Source organism: Bacillus fungorum (assembly GCF_002746455.1).
GTDB lineage: Bacteria > Bacillota > Bacilli > Bacillales > Bacillaceae_G > Bacillus_A > Bacillus_A fungorum.
Map to the genome: position 1 here is coordinate 78,783 of NZ_NWUW01000003.1, position 20,250 is coordinate 99,032.

Below are 20,250 nucleotides of genomic sequence, written 5' to 3' on the forward strand. Positions count from 1 at the left end.
AAGGGGGAAGTAATATGTCAAATACAGTGCAAACGGTAAATATATTAGCAGAAAAATTTCAAGAAGATCCATACAAGTATTTTTCGTACCTACGCGAGAATGACCCAGTGCATTATGAACCTGAGATTGATAGTTATTTTATTAGTAGATATCAAGATGTCCGCAATATATTAAATGATACTGATACATTTACAACGCAATCATTAGCTGAGCGTGCTGAACCAGTAATGCGTGGGCCAGTATTAGCACAAATGCGTGGGAAAGAACATGTAGCTAAAAGAAAAATTGTTTTAAGAAGTTTTATGGGAGATGCTTTACAAAAATTAATGCCCTTAATTAAACAGAATGCAGAAGATTTACTATCTCCACACCTTTCAAATGGAAAGATAGATTTAATTAATGATTTTGGCAGAACATTTGCTGTTTATGTAACAATGGATATGATTGGATTAGATAAGAAAGATCATAAGAAGATAGGTGAATGGCATAGCGGTGTAGCTGAATTTATTACCAGTATAAATCAACCACTGGAGGCAAGAAAACATTCTCTCTGGTGTAGTGAACAGTTAGCTAATTATTTAGAACCGATTATTAAAGAGCGGCGGTTAAACCCGCAGGAAGATTTAATTTCTAAATTATGCAGTGCTAAATATGAAGGCATAGCTATGACTGATACTGATATTCTAGCATTAATTTTAAATATATTATTAGCTGCAACTGAACCTGGTGATAAAACTCTTGCTTTATTAATCTATAATTTAATTAACCAACCGAAACAATTTCAAGATGTATTAAATGATCGTTCATTAGTACCATTGGCTATTGCTGAAACTTTACGTTATAATCCACCAGTACAATTGATTCCTCGTCAATTAGCAAAAGACACAGAAATAAATGGTACCCAATTATCAAAAGGAACTACCGTATTTTGTATGATTGGTGCGGCGAACCGAGACCCTAACGCATTTGAAAAACCTGATGAATTCAACATTTATCGTCCGGATCTTGACATTAAAAAGGCATTTAGTGGTGCTGCAAGACATCTTGCATTTGGATCAGGTATTCATAATTGCGTAGGGGCAGCGTTTGCAAAATCAGAAATTGAAATAGTTGTAAATGTAGTCTTAGATAATATGAAAAGCATTAAATTGGAAGAAGATTTTCAATATGTTGAAAAAGGACTCTATACGCGTGGACCTATTTCTATGCCTATTCTTTTTGATAAGTTAGTTTAAAAATCATTGCTAATTTGATTTTTAATAAAATCTGATTTTTGCTAAGGGGCTAAAAGCCCCTTAGTTTTTCTGTTTTTATAGAAAATTTAAATATATATACTTTTAAAGCTGAAATAACAAAACATTAAATACATTTTTTCCAAGCTTCTAAAAAATTAGTTACAACTTGTAACTCGGAATCATTAAATTGTTGGAATAGCGCATTGTAACGTTCATGTGCAATTTTGTGTAACCTTTTATGAACAATAGCTAACTGATTTCCTTTATCAGTTAAAGTGTAAAAAATTTCCTTCTTATTATTTGTATTTTGATGCGTTACTAAAATTGTATCTTCAATAAGAACGCGAATAGCTTTTGAGATAGTTGCTTTAGAAATATTTAATTCCATAGATAATAGAGTGTTATTCATTTGTTGTTTATTTTCATGAATTACTGACACTATATGTAGTTGCGTCAGAGTCCAATTTTTATTTATGTTCTCAGATTCACTAACTAATTCTTTTATCATTTCTTGAGATGCATATTTTTTCTTTTCTCTTGTTATGACAAAATCTTCAATAGCTTTTAAGGTTTGTTCATGGACAATATTTGTCATAATAAATTCCCCCTAGCTCGAAATATTGTTTACTGGTAAACTATATATGAAGTTTACCAGTAAACAATAATTGAGTCAAGAATTTTAAAAAGAGACTTGTATGTATTAAAACTAACTTTTATGAAAAGGGCATACATTAAAAATGCTTATGTAATAAGATAAATTCTAATTTTTCAATTGACAATTGTTAGGTGAAGATATAAAATCAAAATTGTTTACTGGTAAACAAAAAACAAAGAAGGGTAGAAGTATTTAAATGAATAAGGGCATAAAACAGAAAATCTACGATAATTATTTACATTTATTACATCTCAATGAACAAAAGGCAGATAAGGACATTGAGACTTTTTTTAAGCAAGCTAAAATGGAACAAATAGAACATGTACCGACAAATATGACAAGTATACACGTAATAGCCTGTATTGGTGAAAACCAACCGATAAATAATATTACAATTGCAAGGAAAATGAATTTATCTAAAGCGAATATCACAAAAATTAATACCAAATTAATAAGAGAAAATTTAATCACTCGTTTCCAGTCGATTGATAATAAGAAGGAGGTATATTATGAACTAACTCCAGCAGGACAATCACTTTGTGAATTGCATCAGAAAATCCATGATCAGAAAGAGAATGAATTTTATCAGTTTGTCGATTCATTTTCCGAAATAGAACAAAATGCAATATTAAAATTTTTACAGAATACAAACGAAAGAATGTTGGGGAAATAAAGTTATTTCACCTTAAATTAGTTAGCTAATTATTAATAATCTTTTAGGAGGGATAGTATGAATCGCGTTAAATCAAGTACTTCTTTTCTTTTATATTTGTTGTGTATTAGTGCTTTTTTCGCTTCTTTAAACCAAAATATTTACTCTCCAATAATCCCAATAATTCGAGATTCATTTCATGTTTCTATAACAATGGTTAATCTTTCAGTCTCAATATTTATTTTTATTACGGCAATTATGCAAATTGTTTTTGGTTCTATAATTGATTTTAAAGGGGCTAGGACTATTCTTATTCCTAGTATTATTTTAACAATTATAGCGAGTATTGGTTGTGCGATTACAAGTAACTTTACAGTGTTTTTAATTTGTAGAATTTTACAGGCTATAGGAACAGCTGCAATACCACTTATTGCGGCAACTACAATTGGCTCTATATTTCAAGGAGAACAACGAGGAAGTGCAATGGGTACATATCAAACAATGTTGTCCATTGCACCTGCTGTTGCACCTGTACTAGGAGGTTTTATTGGGGGGAAATACAACTATTCAGGTGTTTTTTTGCTACTTGTAGTAGTATCTTTAGTTCTGTTTATTACTAATTGGCTATATTTTCCGAAAGATCAGGTGGAGAGCAATAAAGCTTTGAATGTTAGAACTTTACTATCTCACTATGCTTCTATATTTAAAAGTAAAGTGGGAAGTTCTATATTAATATTAAGTTTCTTTGCATTTTTTCTCTATTTTTCTTTCATCGTTTACTTACCAATTTTATTAACAGATTATTACCAATTAAGTTTACAGATAGTAGGTTTACTTTACTTACCGATGGCGATAAGCTTAATAATTGGCAGCATGACTTTTAAAACTATTCAATCTAAAATTTCACTAAATAAACTTTTTAAAACTGGAAATGTAGTCTTATCTTTGAGCGCTATATTATTTGCTGTGACACACTCGAATACTTTAATTGGCGTAACAATTGCTTTAATTCTCCACGGAATATCAATTGGTATCCTTACTCCTTTATTTGCTACTATGATTGCAAATGAATTTGAACATAATAGAGGAAGCGCAATGGGAATGTTTAATTTTATTAGGTATATGGGAATGGCTGTGGGGCCAATTGTTTCGGGATTATTGTTAACATATTTCACTCCTACATTTGTATTTGGCACATATGGAGGATTCTTCATCTTGCTCAGTTTTGGCATGCTCCTTCGGATTAAGAAGAAATATATTAAAATTGTACCAAAAGAGGAGACTATGAAATAACTGAAACTTTCTATGTTCCTAGCACATGAGGGTTATAAATCAGTCGCCAGTAATGGAAGTACATTTTAAATAAAAGGTTAGTCTTTTTATAAGTTAGGGAAAGGCAACAATAAAAAAGTACTAGAAAACATTTGATTGTTTTTCTAGTACTTTTTTTACGTTTTGTTGTCTTGTTAAATTTGTTTAATGGTTTGTGCATATCTCCATTCTTTTTATGTACAATAAGGGAAAGAAATAGCAGTAGACAGGAAGAGGAAAACCTGTGTCCAATCAAAGGTTAGTCAACTTATGTATTGATTTTGTGTTTAAACAATTATTTGGTACAAGTGGGAATGAAAATATTACTCAGGTTGGATTTTTATCTCAGCCGTATGGCTGCATCCTCCTGCATCTGGATAAACCGATGAAAATACATCCGGGAGTTGAAATGCAGTTGAATCTAAAATACGAATACGCTTGAAAACAGAAGTGTATGGAGAAGAAATTGGCATAGATGCGGCCAATTTTTTGCTTAGTAGTTCGGCTAGTAGCTGTTGTAAAAGTTGGACGGCCGCCTTATTAAACCGTTGATTCAGTCCCTCAGGACTGATGAGTACTTCTGTTGATGCTTCTAAACAGCTAGATAACTGAGTTAAAGAAGTCATAGCTACATTTTGGCTCAATCATACGCATAAAGCTACTAAATCTTTTGCTTGGTACTTACTGGTTCGTTGTACAAAGCCAACATTTCTAGCAAGATCTCTTAAGGTATTTGGAGATAAAAAACTTTGAATCTCTTGAGCAAATAGTTGTAATTTGTCATGCACAGAAACAGACATAAAAAACGCCATCCTTTCCTATGATTCTACAGAAAGAATATCGTATTTTTTCATTCTAGGGGCATTTCTTTTTATCAGCTTGATAGCGATGAGGTTCTACCCAATTTCGTTGCAGTCCTAACACCATTCCATTTATGAAATAGACAATGCTTAATAGAATCCTTCCAACAAATAAGTACCCAAAAAACGATAATAAAAACTGTATTCATCAGTTTCTATTCCTCATGTGGATAATAAAGTTATTATCCCGCTATTTGTGGGTTGATTAAAGGTTCGCTTTACCCCGCATTAACGGGCAGTAAAATCCCACTTCAAAATTCAGCGAAAGAAAAGAAGTTAGGTGGGGATCAACTGCCCGTAAATGCCCGATTGGTTCAACTAATAATCATTGGGGGATGAAGAACCCCCAATGATTAAAGTTTCACTTTATCTCTCCGTCTCAAAAAACTCAATCCACTCTCCGTCAGGACCCGCGAAGAATATGTAACGTGTTCCATCTGGTAATGTTTCGATTTCTTCTCCTAGTAAAAATGTTACACTGTGTTTTTGTATTCTTTCAATTTCATCTTCTAATGAATCTACCTTAAAGCAAATATGATGTACTTTTCCTTCTGCCGGAAGAGAAGAGTTGTAACCTTCAATGAGTTCCAGTATCGTTTCCTTCGATTCTTCCACACCTAAAAAAGCGAGTTTTAAGTCTGGGTTTGGGTGCCCCATGCGTTTAATGAGCTGTAGGCCGACTACTTTTTCATAAAAGGAAATAGATGTTTCTAAGTTTGCAACCATAAGTCCAACGTGTTCAATTCTTCTAACTGGCATGTAGATTCCTTCTTTCTGAAAATTATATACAATATATTATTGAAAATTAAGAAAATAAGCAAGATAAAAACCTTACAAATTTTAGCTTGTTATATGGTATAGTGAGAAAGTATGTTTGGGGAGAAGGAAGGAGATTATACGATGAATACACCTACTCAAACTCCTTCATTATCGGAAACGATGAAAGAGTGGCATTATGCATTAGCGTATGAAATTAAACATTGGAAAACGATAGGTGGTAGTAAAATTTCTATCATGAACGGTCGTTTTTTATATACAGATTATGAAAGTACAGTATACGTATTTCAGCTTATTTCAGAAGTAAGTTTACCTGAAGGTTCACCGATTCGAATTGAGTTCGATGGCGAGGAAGCGACAGGAGAAGTATTATCTATACATGGATTAGAAATAGAACTGAAATTAAATGATTATATACAAGGTGAAATACGAGAAGCAGTTTTATACAGTGAACCGTGGCAATTGTTAGAACAGTTACAAGAGCGATTGAAAGAGGCACATAAAGATAAACTAAAACGTAATCGTATAAAGCGCCTTGTTGATGGGACGAGTAGTCCGAAGCATATTGAGAAGATGAAAAATCCGAAAAATGAACTGGCGTATCGTTCATTTTACAATCCGACAACGTACGTATGGGGACCGCCGGGAACAGGGAAGTCTTACAATTTATCACGTATTATTTCGGCTCATTATCAAAAAGGAAAATCGGTACTTGTGTTGGCTCATAGTAATGCGGCAGTAGACGTATTAATGAGTGAAGTAACGAAGCAAATTGAGAAGAAAAAGAAATGGACGCCTGGTGAAATTGTTCGTTACGGTTATAGTCAACATGAGCATATACGAAATCATGAAACGTTACTTGCATCGAAATTAGTTGAAACGACGAACGGATCTTGGGGTGAGGAAAGACTCTATTTAGAAGAGACACGCCAAGATCTTCGTGAAAAAATCTTATCGTATAAAGCAACATCTGCTGATAAGAAGCGTATACAAGAGATTGAAAGTGATCTTCGAAAGCAAAAGGCTAAAATTAAAGAAGTAGAAAAAGAATATATTGAAAATGCGAAAGTAATCGGCGCAACTTTATCGAAATGTGCCATTGATTCACTTATTTATGAGCGTACATTTGATTTAGTTGTCGTAGATGAAGTAAGTATGGCATATGTTCCGCAAATTGCATTAGCTGCTTCACTTGGAAAACGTATCGTCGTTTGCGGTGACTTTTTACAGTTACCTCCAATTGCGATGGCAAATCATGAACTCGTTCGCAAATGGCTTGGGGAAGATATGTTTTACCATGCCGGGATTGTTGAGTCTGTTAATAAATCAGAAGCACATCCGAACCTCTTTATGTTGCAGGAACAAAGACGTATGCATGCGGATATATCGAAGTTTACGAATTCGTTTATTTATAAAAATAGAGTATACGATCATCCGTCTGTTTCAGAGCGTAAAGAACTTGCGCAATTGCAGCCGTTCGCAAATGAAGCGAGTGTTTTATTTGATACGAGCCAAATGGGAGCTTTTTCGTTAAAAGACGCTGCTTCTGGTTCACGTTTTAACATTATGTCTGGTTTAGTAGCAATGCAAATGATGTTAATCGGATTGTTAGACGGTGTTCAATCAATTGGTGTTGTGACACCTTACAGGGCGCAGTCACGCTTTTTATCGACGTGTATTAGAGAAATGTTGCAGAGAACGAAATATCAAAACATACCAGTTTTAGCGGCGACAGTTCATAAGTTCCAAGGTTCTGAAAGAGATATGATGATCTTTGATACGGTTGACAGTTATCCGCAAGAACGACCTGGCGTATTATTCTTTGATCACAAAAACCATCGCCTCGTCAATGTAGCAGTGACAAGGGCGAGAGGGAAGTTCATTCAATTATCAGATTGCCATTATATGCGTAAAAACCTTTCGAGAAAACAAGCGTTATCACAATTAACAGCTCATATAGAACGTCACGGAGATGTGTATGATCGCACGACATCAAGACAATTGTGGGAACGGAAAATTTCGAAACGATTACGTTGGTTTATGGAAATGAATCTTGAAGAGCCGAAAGGGTTATTAAAAGATATTTTAGCTGCAAAACGAAAAATCGTTATTTCACTTCCAAGTACGAAGCAAGTAGATAAACGAGTATGGCAAGCGTTAATGCGTACAAATGCACAGATAACAGTTTATAGTGATGGACCAGTTCCACTGAAAAATGTAAAGTTACAAAGACAAAATAAAGCATTCCCGTTTATCGTAATTGATGATGAAATCTTCTGGGCAGGCGCACCGCTCACATCTCAAATGATATTTGAAGGTAGTACGGAATTTCCGTACGTATGTGCAAGACTGCAAGCACCTGAGACAATTGGTGTATTAAAAGGATTTTTAGATATTCGGTAAATTCGGATAGGAATTCCTTGACTTTTACCTGGAATGAACTTAGAATAAAAATAATTTAATATAATTTTATGAAAATTCTTATCATGAGAGGTGGAGGGACTGGCCCTATGATACCTCGGCAGCGGATTCGTTATGAATACTGTGCCAATTCCAGCAAGGTAACTTGAAAGATAAGAAAGAAGCTCATTTTGACTGTATATACAGAAGCCTCTTTCTATCTTTTAGAAAGAGGCTTTTTTACGTGAAAATAAAAGGAGGAAGAAAAATGGGAGCGACAGGAGTAACGTCACAAAGAAAAACAATTGAAGAGAGTATCGAAAGAAATAAGGAGAAGTACATAGAAACAAGTCATGATATTCATGCGAATCCGGAGATTGGTAATCAAGAATTTTACGCATCAAGAACGTTAAGTTTATTGCTAGGTAGTGCAGGATTTCAGTTGCAGCACAATATAGCTGGACATGAAACAGGTTTTATCGCGCGAAAAAGTTCAGGAAAACAAGGACCGGCCATCGCATTTTTAGCTGAGTATGACGCTTTACCAGGACTTGGTCATGCGTGTGGTCACAATTTAATTGGCACAATTAGCGTTGCAGCAGCAATCGCATTATCAGAAACGCTTGAAGAAATTGGCGGAGAAGTTGTTGTATTCGGAACGCCAGCAGAAGAAGGCGGGCCAAACGGTAGCGCAAAATCGAGTTATGTAAAAGCAGGTTTATTTAAAGATGTTGATGCGGCACTTATGATTCATCCGAGCGGAAAAACAGCGACAACGAGTCCTTCACTAGCAGTCGATCCACTTGATTTTCATTTTTATGGAAAAACAGCTCATGCTGCAGCTTCACCTGAAGAAGGAATTAACGCATTAGATGCGGTGATTCAGCTATACAACAGCATTAACGCACTTCGCCAACAACTTCCGTCAGACGTGAAAATTCATGGCGTTATTACAGAAGGCGGAAAAGCACCTAACATTATTCCTGACTACGCCGCGGCAAGGTTCTTTATCCGTGCAGCAACGCGAAAAAGATGTGCAGAAGTAACAGAAAAAGTAAAAAATATTGCTGAGGGAGCAGCGTTAGCAACAGGAGCAAAAGTAAAAATCCATCAATTCCAAAATGAAATTGATGAACTACTCGTTACAAAAACATTTAATGACATCGTAGCCGAAGAACTAGAACTACTAGGTGAAGACGTAAACCGAAAAGAAAGACTGGGTATCGGCTCGACTGACGCAGGAAACGTAAGCCAAGTCGTACCGACCATTCATCCGTACATTAAAATTGGTCCAGATGAATTAATTGCACATACGAATGAATTTAGAGAAGCAGCACGCTCAGAACTTGGAGATAAAGCATTAATTACATCGGCAAAAGCATTAGCAAATACGGCGTATCGATTAATTACGGAAGAAGGGTTGTTAGAGAAGGTGAAGGAGGAGTTTAGAGAGGCGCAGAGAAATCAGGGATAAGGGTAATTTATTCAACGAGGAATCTAATTAATAAGCAGAAATGTAAAAAAGAACATTGGAAAATCAATGTTCTTTTTTGTTTACTAATCATTGATTTTGTTGGTTTCTCTCATAAAGGAAAAACTTTTACTGTTAGCGGGGGATAATACGTATCCCTTTATTAGAACGAAAATTTCTCCTCAAACTCACTCTTTAATACAATTAAAGGAGACGATAATCCAAATTGCATTAAAGAGTCTAAAAATGCAGCGAGAGAATTCATCGAATCGCTCATGACCTTCATCATATAATTAAACTCCCCGCTAATTCGATATAAATCTGTTACTTCAGGAGCGGCATTACAATATTGGATAAAATCAGAGCATTGACTCGTTTTAAACATGATGAATGCTTGAATGTTCTTATTAATTTTGGAAGGCTCAAATTTCGTTCGGTATGCCGCTATAACTCCTTGATCTTCCAGCTTGTTAATTCGTTCTTTTACAGCAGGCTGTGTCATGGATATAATTCGTCCTATTTCTGAGACAGAAATTCTCGCATTTTCATACAACAAGTTCATAATGCTATGGTCAATTTCATCCAATTTTACTGCGTTTTGCATTGTGTAGCCTACTTGTTGTGTTTTCTAAAGTGAATTGCAAATTATAACTATAATATCATAAGTGAACGAACTAAATTACCTATAAATCTATATTTAAAATGATTAGTATTTGCATGAAAATATAAGTGTAAGATTTATCAAAAGGGAATTTAGGAAGGATGGAAAAAATGAAGAATCTTGATGGGAAAGTAGCGTTAGTAACAGGGGCGAGTCGCGGTATTGGTCGTGCGATTGCGATGAGATTGGCAAACGACGGTGCATTAGTTGCGATTCACTACGGCCGAAATAAAATAGCTGCAGATGAAACAATTAGTGAGATTGAATCTAATGGAGGAAAAGCGTTCTTAATTGAAGCTGATCTCAATTCAATTGATGGTGTCAAAAAGCTAGTAGAACAATTGAAGAATGAATTACAAATAAGAGTTGGTGCATCGGAGATTGATATTTTAGTAAACAATGCAGGCATAGGTACACAAGGGACGATTGAAAATACGACAGAAGAAGTTTTTGATGAAATTATGTCTGTAAATATTAAAGCACCGTTCTTTTTAATTCAGCAAACATTACCATTAATGCGAGCAGAGGGACGCATTATCAACATATCATCAGCAGAAGTACGACTTGGTTTTACAGGCTCAATTGCATACGGCTTAAGTAAAGGGGCATTAAATACGATGACACTTCCTCTAGCTAAGCACCTTGGAGAAAGAGGTATAACAGTGAATACAATTATGCCTGGATATACGAAGACAGATATGAATGCGAAATTGCTAGATGATCCCAAAATACGAAATTTTGCTACGAATTCATCTGTGTTCGGACGAATAGGGCAAGTTGAAGATATTGCAGATGCAGTAGCATTCCTTGCTTCTTCTGATAGCGGCTGGATAACAGGGCAAATTTTAGATGTTTCTGGAGGGTTTTGCTTATAGGGGCACTACTCCATACCCATCAAGCTAACCAAGTAAATTACTAGATATGAAACGATCCTTGTTTCATATCTAGTATTTATAGAAAGTTAGGGATGATAAAGAAGTCTATTAAAACGTGATTTTTTCGCTAGGCAACTTGAATAAGGGGGCTATTTTTAATTATTCGTAATCTAAAATAATCAAATTTTATTTTACAGTAACAATCAAAAGAACCTTCATACTGTTACAGCTTGAGAAATCCATTGAGCAGTTAGTTCAGGAGATTCAACAGGAAACTGATGACCGTACTGAATATGTGTAATATCCAAGTGTTCAAACTGCTTTGGGACATGATAATCTTTGTCCAAAGCTCCCCATAGTATCTTAATTTTCCTCTTATCCCATGTCTCGGGATTTAACTGAATGGATTTTGATAAAGTTAAGCAAGACATGACCGTAGCGTTAGTTTTGCGTATACGGGGGGATTTTAAATCACGGACCACAGAATGAGCGTAATTACTCAATAACTGACTCGATGTTCTGAAGCTATTGGCTTGAAGTAGCTCTTTTTCCAAACGGGCGGGCCCCATATATTTTAGAACGAAACTTGTAATACGTCGAAATCTATATTTAGGTTGGATAGGATGCAGTACTGGCTGCAATAAAATGAGTTGTTTGATCAGTGAGGGCAGCCGTTCCATCACTTGAGCCGCGATCAATCCGCCAAATGAATGCCCCACTAATATAACGGGTCTGTTCAACTCAGTGATCATAGTGGAAATGCTCTCTACATAGCCTTCTAGCACAGAAGGATTATGGTGATAAGGGGTACGCCCAAATCCAGGTAAATCTACGAACCAAGTATTTAAACTGCTTAAAAATTGTGAGAGGGGCAAAAGGGCATCGGCATTGCTGAACGTCCCATGAAGAAAAATAATAGGCGTTTCATTCCTATCTTTCTCTAGCGAAACTAAGTTAGCCCTTCTTCGTTGACTAAAATCTTTCTGCTCATTTTGATTCAGGCCTAAATGATTTAACCGATAATCCAAATCACTAATGATAAAAGGGAGCGTGGACGGAACTACGAATGAATTTCTGCCGTTCCTTTGTTCTATTTCTAATTTACTGTAAACAGGGAATTCCGACTTAACAAGAAAACTCATGGATTCTTTAGGAATACCAAGCATCTTACCAGCACCCATTCTAAGCACATTTTTCAATAACGGAAGCGGTATAGTTCCTAACGGCTTTGTTGTCTGCAATTCGTGTGCCATGAGTTTGATTAAAGTTCGGATCGACGGACTCTCTTGCTTAGAATCTAAAAGATAGTAGGTATTGCTTGATACCCCTTCTGTATTAGCAAGTTTTGAAATAAACGAAGCCACATGATCAATATGAACCATCGGTAACCAATAATCGTCGCCGCCTGGAACAAGCGGCATAAGATTTCGCCTTACGGCATCGACTAAGATACTAAGGCCTCCAATCTGTTCTGTTTTCCCTGAGAAGGAGTCACCGACGATTACACTAGGATTAACAGTAGATAAGGGAATGCTCATGTTATGAAGAGATTTTCGTATATAAGAGTCGGCTAAAAACTTCATTTTTTCATAAGGCGGTTGATTGTCCAGTAAATGATCTAGATCCAACAATGCATTTTGTTCATGATAGGGACTCATAAAGCCTGCGACATGGATAAAATGCTTTAATTCTTTTGCAGCGTGGATATCCTGTGCTAGCCGAGCAAGGGATTTTGCAGGGGCGAGGAAAGACTGCTCAGCTTCACTGAGGTTCAACTCAATATTCATTGGACCTCCTGCATGAATAATTAGATCAGTTGCAAGTAATTGCTTGTAGCTGTCATCACTTAAACCTAATCGAGGCTGCGTTAGATCACCGATAACAGGAACAATGTTGTTCTGTTGATCGGGTGCCAGTTGATTGATAATGGTAAGAAGACGATTTTTTTGACGTACAAGTGCATAAATCTGATGCTGAGAAGCTAACTCAGCGATTAAATGACGTCCAATATAACCAGTTCCGCCGGTCATGAAGATATTCATAATAAAAACACTCCTTTATTGTTTCATAGTACTAATTAGTACTAATATATCTAAAAATATTACTTTAGCATGGAAGCTAAAGTAGGAAATAAATTTTTGATCATATCTTGGCTGTTAGAAGCTTGAGCCAAGAAGAGAGCACCCTCAATAGAGGAGACAATCAACATAGCTGTTTGTTTAACGGGCAGCTCTTCCTTTAGTTCTTGTCGTGCAATCCCTTGGGCTAAAATCAATTCAACACCATGCAGCTGTTTTTCAAAAAAACTCTTGATTCTATCTCTAATTTCAACCGCGTCAATAGGCGTCTGTGTATACAGAGTCAGGAAAGGACAACCGCCAAGGTAGTTATTTTGTTCAATAGTATCGCTTAAAATGTGGAGTACCGCTTCTAATTTCTCCTGAACGGTGAGCTCAGTTTGAGACACAATATAATTAATTCGCTGCTCGTAATGTGCTATCAACTGATTAACAATAGCGAGCAGCAGCTCCTCCTTGCTCTTAAAATAATAATAAATGTTCGTTTTTGAAACTTTGCTATGTGCGACTATGTCGTCCATGCTTGTTGCCAGAAAACCTTTAGTAAGAAACAACGTAAAAGCGGATTGCAGAGCAATATCTTTATTAGTAAGTGTATTTTTTTTCATATTAGTACTATACAGTACTACAAATGGAGAGTCAAGGGAATGATTGATGAAATGCATAGGGGTTCGACCGAGATACGTGTAAAAATAGGTTATAGTCTTACTTTTATTTCCAGATGTGATTTATTGAACTTATAAATATCATTTCATCTATTTTTATTAAGGAATTTGTTTATTATGGGTACACCCCATTGCCATCAAGCTAAAATTTTATAGTACCCCCAAAACGAAAAAAACGACTTTGTATTAAAGTTGCAAATAACTTTTGCTCTAAAGTATTTTTCTTTTTTTAGTTGTTAGATGAGAATCATATATCTTAATAGGTTTTTTTGTATTATAAAAAAATTCAGATATTTACACAGGTACCAATAGGTGATATTATATAAAAAATAAATGCGATGAAGAGAAGAGTAAATAAAGTGAATTCTATACAGAGAACCCTGGTAGCTGAAAAGGGGTTAGAATTTCTTTATTGAAGCAAGCCTCAGAGCAGCATGTCGGAACCTTTTAGGAGGAGGTGATGTGACGGGAGCTCCCGTTATAGAGCTAAGGTATAAGCATTTTTAAATGCCGTACCTGATAAGGTTAATATGGCGACATATTAATAAACTAGGGTGGCACCGCGATGATAAATCTCGTCCCTAAGACTTCAAGTCTTGGGGGTGGGATTTTTTATTTTGTTTTAAGTGTTGTATTCTATCTGATTATATTTTAGGAGGAATTCAATTGAGTTTTAAAAAAACATTGGAAACTTGGCGGTATCCATCTATCTTATTGTTTAGTATTGGTGTTTCAAGTGTTGGAAGTTGGGTTTACTTTATTGCTCTAAACCTAATCGTTCTTAACATAACAGAATCGGCAATTGCTGTCTCTGGTTTATATATTATTAGGGCTTTATCAACATTGTTTACTAATATTTGGTCAGGAAGTCTTGTAGATCGTTCAAATAAAAAATATCTCATGATAGCACTAGGTGTCTTTCAGACTGTGCTAATTGCATTATTACCTTTCTTCTCTTCTTTAGGGCTTATATATGCTATGGTCTTTCTTATTACAATAGCGAGCTCTATGTACCACTCAACATCGGTAACTTATATTACAAAGTTAATACCAATAGGACAAAGAAAACGTTTCAACTCTTTACGTAGCCTACTTGATTCCGGAGCATTTTTGACTGGACCAGCAATAGCGGGAATGATGTTTACAATTGGTACACCTAATATGGCTATTTATATCAATGCTGGAGCTTTATTTTTATCTGCATTAATTACAGTAGGAATGCCTAATGTTGAATCCTCTGCACAGTTAGAAAAAACATCAGATACAACAAAATTATCTCTTAGGTTATTAATAGATGATTGGAAGCTTGTTATTGGATTTAGCCGTAAGTTTCTATATGTGATGATAATATATCTTTTATTTAGTGCGATGGTAGTTATGATGACAGCTACAGATTCGTTGGAAGCTGCTTTTGCAACTAGGATACTTTCTTTATCTGAAGGTGAATATGGAATTTTAGTCAGCATTGCTGGAGCAGGAGTATTGGTAGGTTCTTTATCTAATGCAATAATTAATGAAAAAATACCTACCTCATGGCTTATGGGTATGGGTTCCTTAATAACTGCAGTAGGTTATATGATTTTTACATCTTCTAATACCTTTTTTATAGCATCTGTAGGGGTTTTTGTTTTATCATTTGCTACTGCTTTTTCTAATACCGGTTTTTACACATTTTATCAAAACAATATACCTGTTGATGTGATGGGCAGAGTTGTCAGTATTTACGGGTTTATTGAGGCTTTTTTAATTATTACAGTTACTGTAATCTTTGGTGTTTTTTCAGAGCTTATATCTATACGATTTGTTGTAGTTTCAGGAACATTTGTAATGTTTTTGATATCTATCATACTATTTATTTGCAGTGTTCAACCATCAAAAGCGAAATTCTATTCTAATTCAACTGAGCTTAAAGATTCGTTTCAATAAATTCTTTTTTTAATAAATAAAATTAAATAATAGTGATGAAATAAAAAGGATCTTTACTGAAAGATTCTTTTTATTACCGATAACGAAGGTCATGTAAACATAGGTAAATAACAGAATTAATTATTAAACGGCTATATAAAGTATTGCTATAAAGCTAAAGTTTTGCACTATCCATAAAACTAAAAAGACGTTATCCTTTCTGTAGAATCATAGGAAAGGATGGCGTTTTTGTATGTTTATTTCTGTATCCGATGAATTACAACTATTTGCTCAAGAAATTCAAAGTTTTTTATCCCAAAATACCTTACGAAATCTTGCTAGAGATGTTGGTTTTGTGCAACGAACTAGTAAGTACCAAGCAAAAGATTTAGTCGCTTTATGTATATGGATGAGTCAAAATGTAGCAATGACTTCTTTAGCCCAGTTAACTAGCTGTTTAGAAGCATCAACAGCAGTACTCATCAGTCCAGAGGGACTGAATCAACGATTTAATAAGGCGGCCGTCCAACTTTTCCAACATCTACTAGCCGGAATACTAAGCAAAAAATTGACCTCGTCTATGTCAATTTCTTCTCCATACACTTCTGTTTTTAAGCGTATTCGTATTTTAGATTCAACTGCATTTCAACTCCCGGATGTCTTTTCATCGGTTTATCCAGGTGCAGGAGGATGCAGCCATACAGCAGGGATGAAAATTCAGCTTGAGTATGATCTATTAAGTGGACAGTTCCTACATATTCATACAGGTCCAGGTAAACAACATGATCGAACCTATGGCTCTCTGTGTGTCCCAACTGTGACAGCAAATGATTTATGTATCCGAGATTTAGGTTATTTTCATTTAAAAGACATTCAATATATACAAGATAAAGAGGCATACTATATCTCTCGTATCAAGTCCAATACACGTATTTATCAAAAAAATCCTAACACGGATTATTTTCAAGACGGAAGAATTAAGAAAGGTACAGAGTATATACAGAGAGATATGGAGACGTTAATGAACTCCCTTCAACCAGGACAAACATATGAAATAGATAATGCTTATGTAGGAATGATTGATAAAGTGCCAGCTCGTGTAATTGTTCATCGATTAACAAAACACCAGCAACAAAAACGATTACAAGATCAAGCTGTAAGAGAAAAAAAGAAAGGAATGAGGTATTCTCCTCGTAGTAAACGACTCAGTGGTATCAATGTATATATGACAAACACCCCTACAGATATTGTCCCGATGGGACAGGTACATGAATGGTATTCTTTACGTTGGCAAATCGAGATTTTATTTAAAACGTGGAAATCATTCTTTCAAATTCATCAATGTAAAAAGATAAAACCAGAACGATTGGAGTGCCATTTATATGGTCAATTGATTGCCATTCTACTCTGTTCTTCTATCATGTTTCAAATGCGCCAATTACTCCTCATGAAGAAAAAACGAGAACTTAGTGAGTATAAAGCAATATATATGATTAAAGATTATTTTCTTCTTCTATTCCAAACTATTCAAAAAGACACCCAAGAGCTATCAAAGGTGTTACTTCGCCTGTTCAATCTCCTACAGCAAAACGGACGGAAATCTCATCGGTATGAGAAGAAAACAGTCTTTGATATATTAGGTGTCGTTTACAATTGTACCCTGTCTGATAATCAAGCGGCCTAATTCAAAAAATGAAACCCGATAGGGTTTATTTCGCATGCAAATCTTTAAATTCCCTACACTTGGCCTTTAAAAAAAGAAACAAGCTCTACTATAATTGAAGTTGTATTTTCTTAGCTTGATAGCGATGTGGCAAGACCCCATCGTCATCAAGCTAAGAAAAGCAAATACCCCAAAACGAAAAAATGAGATTTTTTGTTACAAGTTAGTACAAAATTTTGTTCTGGGGTACTATAAAATTTTAGCTGGATGGGCATGTGGTCCCATCCAAAGGGTACTCCGTTTCCTACTTGTTCAAAACAATCGGGCCATTTTGTGGAATAACACTTATTGAGCTAACTGGGGTTTAAGAAAGAATGTTATAATAAATTTTATTAGTTTACTGTTTTGCATTGGAGGCACTTAACTTGAAAATTAGAAAGATAAGTAAAGAAGATATAAAGGGCGTATCAAGAGTTTATGTTGATAGTTGGAGGACTACTTATCGTAGTGTAGTACCTGATGATTATCTGGACGAATTATCGTACGAAGATACAGAAAAAAGATGGATTGATTTTTTAAATAACGAAAATGAACCTTTTATTTATGTCGCGATTAATGATACGGGGAAAATTATAGGTTTTGCATCAGGTAAAAGTATTGATGAGAAGAATTTTGATGGAGAACTATATTCGCTTTATCTCTTACAGGAATGTAGAGGATTAGGTGTTGGTAGGCAGCTTGTTTCAGCTATTGCTAAGCATTTTAAAGAAAAAGGTATTTATTCTATGATGGTTTGGGTAATGAAACAGAATAAATCTGCACTTGGTTTTTATGAACGTATGGGAGGAGAAGAATATATTCATAGGACTAGTGAGTTTGGAGGAACAGTAGTAGAGGATGTTGCGTATGGTTGGAAAGATATCTCAGAATTATGTGTTGAGTAAGAGTAACAAAGATTTACACGCGTGTACCTTGTTTATTAAAGGGCGCGATTGTGGAACATGAAGTAAAAGGGCGATACATATTAGACATGTCTAATATGTATCGCCCTTTATTTTTTATGACTTTTTACAATTTAGGTCTTGATAACCATTCGCAGCAATGCCTGAACAGTTTGCGGTTATTTGTGAAATCATCAAAAAGAAAAATAAAGTAACTTGGTCGATCTTAACCACTGAAGAAAAAGAACTGATCGAGAACATGCTATTATGTTCCTTATTATCTGAAGAAGAAATACTTATTACGTATTATGAAGACGATTATTTACTCACTAGCTATATGACTGTTGTTGATATTGATCCGTTAAATAGTGCTGTAGTATGTACAGATGCATTTTACAATAGACTCATACTGAAGTTTACAGATATTATTGATGTAAAATGAACAACTAAGGCACTACTTATGTATTTTAAATAATGTTTATTCCAAACGGTTTTAAAAATTTAATACTTCAATTGTTCATTTGTATTGCATTTATTGCGGAACTATTTAAAATATGAGATAACAAAAATAACCTTTACACAATGAAACTTTTAATTTATATCAAGACATGTCGTTCTTCCGGCGCCTACAATTTACAGAAGTAGAGATTGAATTTCGATGTAATTGCGAAAAAATAATATCATTACTTTTGGAAATACGACTTTATTAGATTTTCTTGCAAAGTCTTTGGTTAGCTATGAATAAAAAAGGAATGCACACAGATTAAAATGTGTATTCTTTTTTTATTCACAGTACATATGTTTATTTCATTGCTCTTTAAAATACAGTTATAGATTTTATAATAAAGCTTGATTAATAACTAACTGTATTTTTATTACTATAACTATAACTTTCTTCCATAGCCAATGCATCTGTTTTCGTAACATGAACGGTACCAAATGGATGATTTGGAGGAGCATATATCGAGTAAAGTTTTAATGGAATATTACCTGTATTTGTTACATTATGCCATGTTCCTGCAGGTATCATTATTGCAAAATCATCATAGGCATTTCTTTTAAAGTTTAAATTATCTTTACTCTTGCCCATTTGAACAATCCCCTGACCTTGTTCAATACGTAAAAATTGATCAACATTGGGATGTATTTCTAAACCGATATCTTCGCCAACATTGATACTCATTAAGGTAACTTGTAAATGTTTACCTGTCCATAAAGCAGTACGATACTTATTGTTTTGTTTTGTTGCTTCATTTATATTAACCACAAATGGTTCTGATCCATAATCTGTTAACGAAATACTTCCAGCACCATCGGAAAAACTAAAAGAATCAAATCTGTTTGCATACTCTATCTCATTGGGGAAAGTCCAGTAAACAGACGGTCTTCTATAGTTATACATAGGTACATTAACATAATAAGGATATGGATACATAAAAGGAATATAGTACATTTTTCTCAACCCTTCACGATTTTATAAAATTATTCTATGCACTGGTTAAGTGAATGTACTTAGATTAAAGGTAACTTTTGTAAAGAAGGCTTTTTAGCCTAAAAGGGGTACGGAAACAATTATAGATTTCAGGGGCTAATCTGTGATTAAATTCAACAATTTAATTTTGATAAATCCATTTTAGAGCTTCTAAAGCCTTTAAAATAAACAACTTGCTATATTATTAATAGGGTATACTCTATTGATAATACTTGATATGACTAGGTTTATCTCAATATCGTTATAAATCTGCATAATCCTGACGTGACCCCGTTTAGTTTTTAGACATATAATATAAATGTTTATTTAATTATTAATTGAGGTGAATTATTATGATAAATCCTTACTGTATTAAAAACAGGGCAATAGGCTCAGTCTATACAACCCATGGAGCTCAATCAACAATGCATGCAGTATATCATGCAATGCAGCATATGCAATACTATCAACATCCCGCTATACCTTATTATGAAACCATACAATATTATCCCTCTATAGAATATACACCTCAAAGTATATATCCTACTATTTTTACAACAATTCCACTTTATTAATCATCCTCTTGTTTTTAATTACTTTTAAACTGTATAGACAAACCCTGTAAGAGTA

At 34.6% G+C, this 20,250-nt stretch carries 17 protein-coding genes, 1 pseudogene, 1 riboswitch and 1 other annotated feature; of the genes and pseudogenes, 11 read left to right on the forward strand and 7 right to left on the reverse strand.

Annotated elements, in window-relative coordinates:
• The first annotated feature begins 14 nt into the window (after positions 1 to 14).
• Positions 15 to 1,235: a pulcherriminic acid synthase gene (cypX, locus tag CO726_RS05025; RefSeq protein ID WP_099683512.1), complete on the forward strand. Its 1,221-nt coding sequence runs from the start codon at positions 15 to 17 to the stop codon at positions 1,233 to 1,235.
• Between the two features lie 124 nt (positions 1,236 to 1,359).
• Here the strand turns inward: cypX and CO726_RS05030 are convergent, their stop codons facing one another.
• Entirely contained in the window at positions 1,360 to 1,830 is a 471-nt protein-coding gene (locus CO726_RS05030) for a MarR family transcriptional regulator (RefSeq protein ID WP_099683513.1), read from the reverse strand.
• Positions 1,831 to 2,086: 256 nt separating this feature from the next.
• On the opposite strand from CO726_RS05030, the gene CO726_RS05035 reads away from it, so the two are divergent.
• Positions 2,087 to 2,563 carry a MarR family transcriptional regulator gene (locus CO726_RS05035; protein WP_099683514.1) on the forward strand — a complete coding sequence of 159 codons (477 nt, stop codon included), beginning with the start codon at positions 2,087 to 2,089 and terminating at the stop codon, positions 2,561 to 2,563.
• 57 nt (positions 2,564 to 2,620) lie between these two features.
• The gene (locus CO726_RS05040; protein WP_099683515.1) at positions 2,621 to 3,835 is read left to right on the forward strand and encodes an MFS transporter; all 1,215 of its coding nucleotides are present in this window, start codon (positions 2,621 to 2,623) and stop codon (positions 3,833 to 3,835) included.
• Between the two features lie 344 nt (positions 3,836 to 4,179).
• On the opposite strand, the pseudogene CO726_RS05045 reads toward CO726_RS05040, so the two are convergent.
• Both CO726_RS05045 and CO726_RS05050 read right to left on the reverse strand, forming a co-directional pair.
• Positions 4,180 to 4,653 (reverse strand): annotated as a pseudogene (locus CO726_RS05045) (transposase); the annotation flags it as partial.
• A 426-nt stretch (positions 4,654 to 5,079) separates the two neighbouring features.
• The gene (locus tag CO726_RS05050; protein ID WP_099683516.1) at positions 5,080 to 5,472 is read right to left on the reverse strand and encodes a VOC family protein; all 393 of its coding nucleotides are present in this window, start codon (positions 5,470 to 5,472) and stop codon (positions 5,080 to 5,082) included.
• A 111-nt stretch (positions 5,473 to 5,583) separates the two neighbouring features.
• Here CO726_RS05050 and CO726_RS05055 point away from each other — a divergent pair, with 111 nt between their 5' ends.
• Positions 5,584 to 7,893 carry an AAA domain-containing protein gene (locus CO726_RS05055; protein ID WP_136699385.1) on the forward strand — a complete coding sequence of 770 codons (2,310 nt, stop codon included), beginning with the start codon at positions 5,584 to 5,586 and terminating at the stop codon, positions 7,891 to 7,893.
• Positions 7,894 to 7,968: 75 nt separating this feature from the next.
• A riboswitch (SAM riboswitch) is annotated at positions 7,969 to 8,070 on the forward strand.
• An 88-nt stretch (positions 8,071 to 8,158) separates the two neighbouring features.
• Positions 8,159 to 9,364 (forward strand): M20 family metallopeptidase, encoded by a 1,206-nt coding sequence (locus CO726_RS05060; protein WP_099683518.1) that lies wholly within the window; start codon positions 8,159 to 8,161, stop codon positions 9,362 to 9,364.
• 160 nt (positions 9,365 to 9,524) lie between these two features.
• Here the strand turns inward: CO726_RS05060 and CO726_RS05065 are convergent, their stop codons facing one another.
• Complete coding sequence (locus tag CO726_RS05065; RefSeq protein WP_099683519.1) at positions 9,525 to 9,965, reverse strand: Lrp/AsnC family transcriptional regulator; 441 nt, start codon at positions 9,963 to 9,965, stop codon at positions 9,525 to 9,527.
• A 167-nt stretch (positions 9,966 to 10,132) separates the two neighbouring features.
• Here CO726_RS05065 and CO726_RS05070 point away from each other — a divergent pair, with 167 nt between their 5' ends.
• Entirely contained in the window at positions 10,133 to 10,897 is a 765-nt protein-coding gene (locus tag CO726_RS05070) for an SDR family oxidoreductase (protein ID WP_136699387.1), read from the forward strand.
• A 215-nt stretch (positions 10,898 to 11,112) separates the two neighbouring features.
• Here the strand turns inward: CO726_RS05070 and CO726_RS05075 are convergent, their stop codons facing one another.
• Together CO726_RS05075 and CO726_RS05080 are read right to left on the reverse strand one after the other, a co-directional pair.
• Positions 11,113 to 12,939, reverse strand: a complete 1,827-nt coding sequence (locus tag CO726_RS05075) for an alpha/beta fold hydrolase (RefSeq protein WP_099683521.1) — start codon at positions 12,937 to 12,939, stop codon at positions 11,113 to 11,115.
• A gap of 59 nt (positions 12,940 to 12,998) precedes the next feature.
• Positions 12,999 to 13,583, reverse strand: coding sequence for a TetR/AcrR family transcriptional regulator (locus CO726_RS05080; protein ID WP_245916564.1), 585 nt, complete (start codon positions 13,581 to 13,583; stop codon positions 12,999 to 13,001).
• 386 nt (positions 13,584 to 13,969) lie between these two features.
• Positions 13,970 to 14,226, forward strand: a binding site (T-box leader).
• Positions 14,227 to 14,306: 80 nt separating this feature from the next.
• On the opposite strand from CO726_RS05080, the gene CO726_RS05085 reads away from it, so the two are divergent.
• From CO726_RS05085 to CO726_RS05100, 4 genes are all read left to right on the forward strand, one after another.
• Positions 14,307 to 15,566, forward strand: coding sequence for an MFS transporter (locus tag CO726_RS05085; protein WP_099683523.1), 1,260 nt, complete (start codon positions 14,307 to 14,309; stop codon positions 15,564 to 15,566).
• A 232-nt stretch (positions 15,567 to 15,798) separates the two neighbouring features.
• The gene (locus CO726_RS05090; protein ID WP_099683524.1) at positions 15,799 to 17,229 is read left to right on the forward strand and encodes an IS4 family transposase; all 1,431 of its coding nucleotides are present in this window, start codon (positions 15,799 to 15,801) and stop codon (positions 17,227 to 17,229) included.
• A gap of 404 nt (positions 17,230 to 17,633) precedes the next feature.
• Positions 17,634 to 18,152: a GNAT family N-acetyltransferase gene (locus tag CO726_RS05095; RefSeq protein ID WP_099683525.1), complete on the forward strand. Its 519-nt coding sequence runs from the start codon at positions 17,634 to 17,636 to the stop codon at positions 18,150 to 18,152.
• 157 nt (positions 18,153 to 18,309) lie between these two features.
• Entirely contained in the window at positions 18,310 to 18,591 is a 282-nt protein-coding gene (locus tag CO726_RS05100) for a YolD-like family protein (protein ID WP_099683526.1), read from the forward strand.
• Positions 18,592 to 19,002: 411 nt separating this feature from the next.
• Here the strand turns inward: CO726_RS05100 and CO726_RS05105 are convergent, their stop codons facing one another.
• A complete protein-coding gene (locus CO726_RS05105; RefSeq protein WP_099683527.1) occupies positions 19,003 to 19,602 on the reverse strand; it encodes a cupin domain-containing protein in 600 nt (199 codons plus the stop codon).
• Positions 19,603 to 19,973: 371 nt separating this feature from the next.
• Between CO726_RS05105 and CO726_RS05110 the strand changes: the two genes are divergently transcribed.
• Complete coding sequence (locus tag CO726_RS05110) at positions 19,974 to 20,195, forward strand: DUF3947 family protein (RefSeq protein ID WP_099683528.1); 222 nt, start codon at positions 19,974 to 19,976, stop codon at positions 20,193 to 20,195.
• Positions 20,196 to 20,250: the final 55 nt, after the last annotated feature.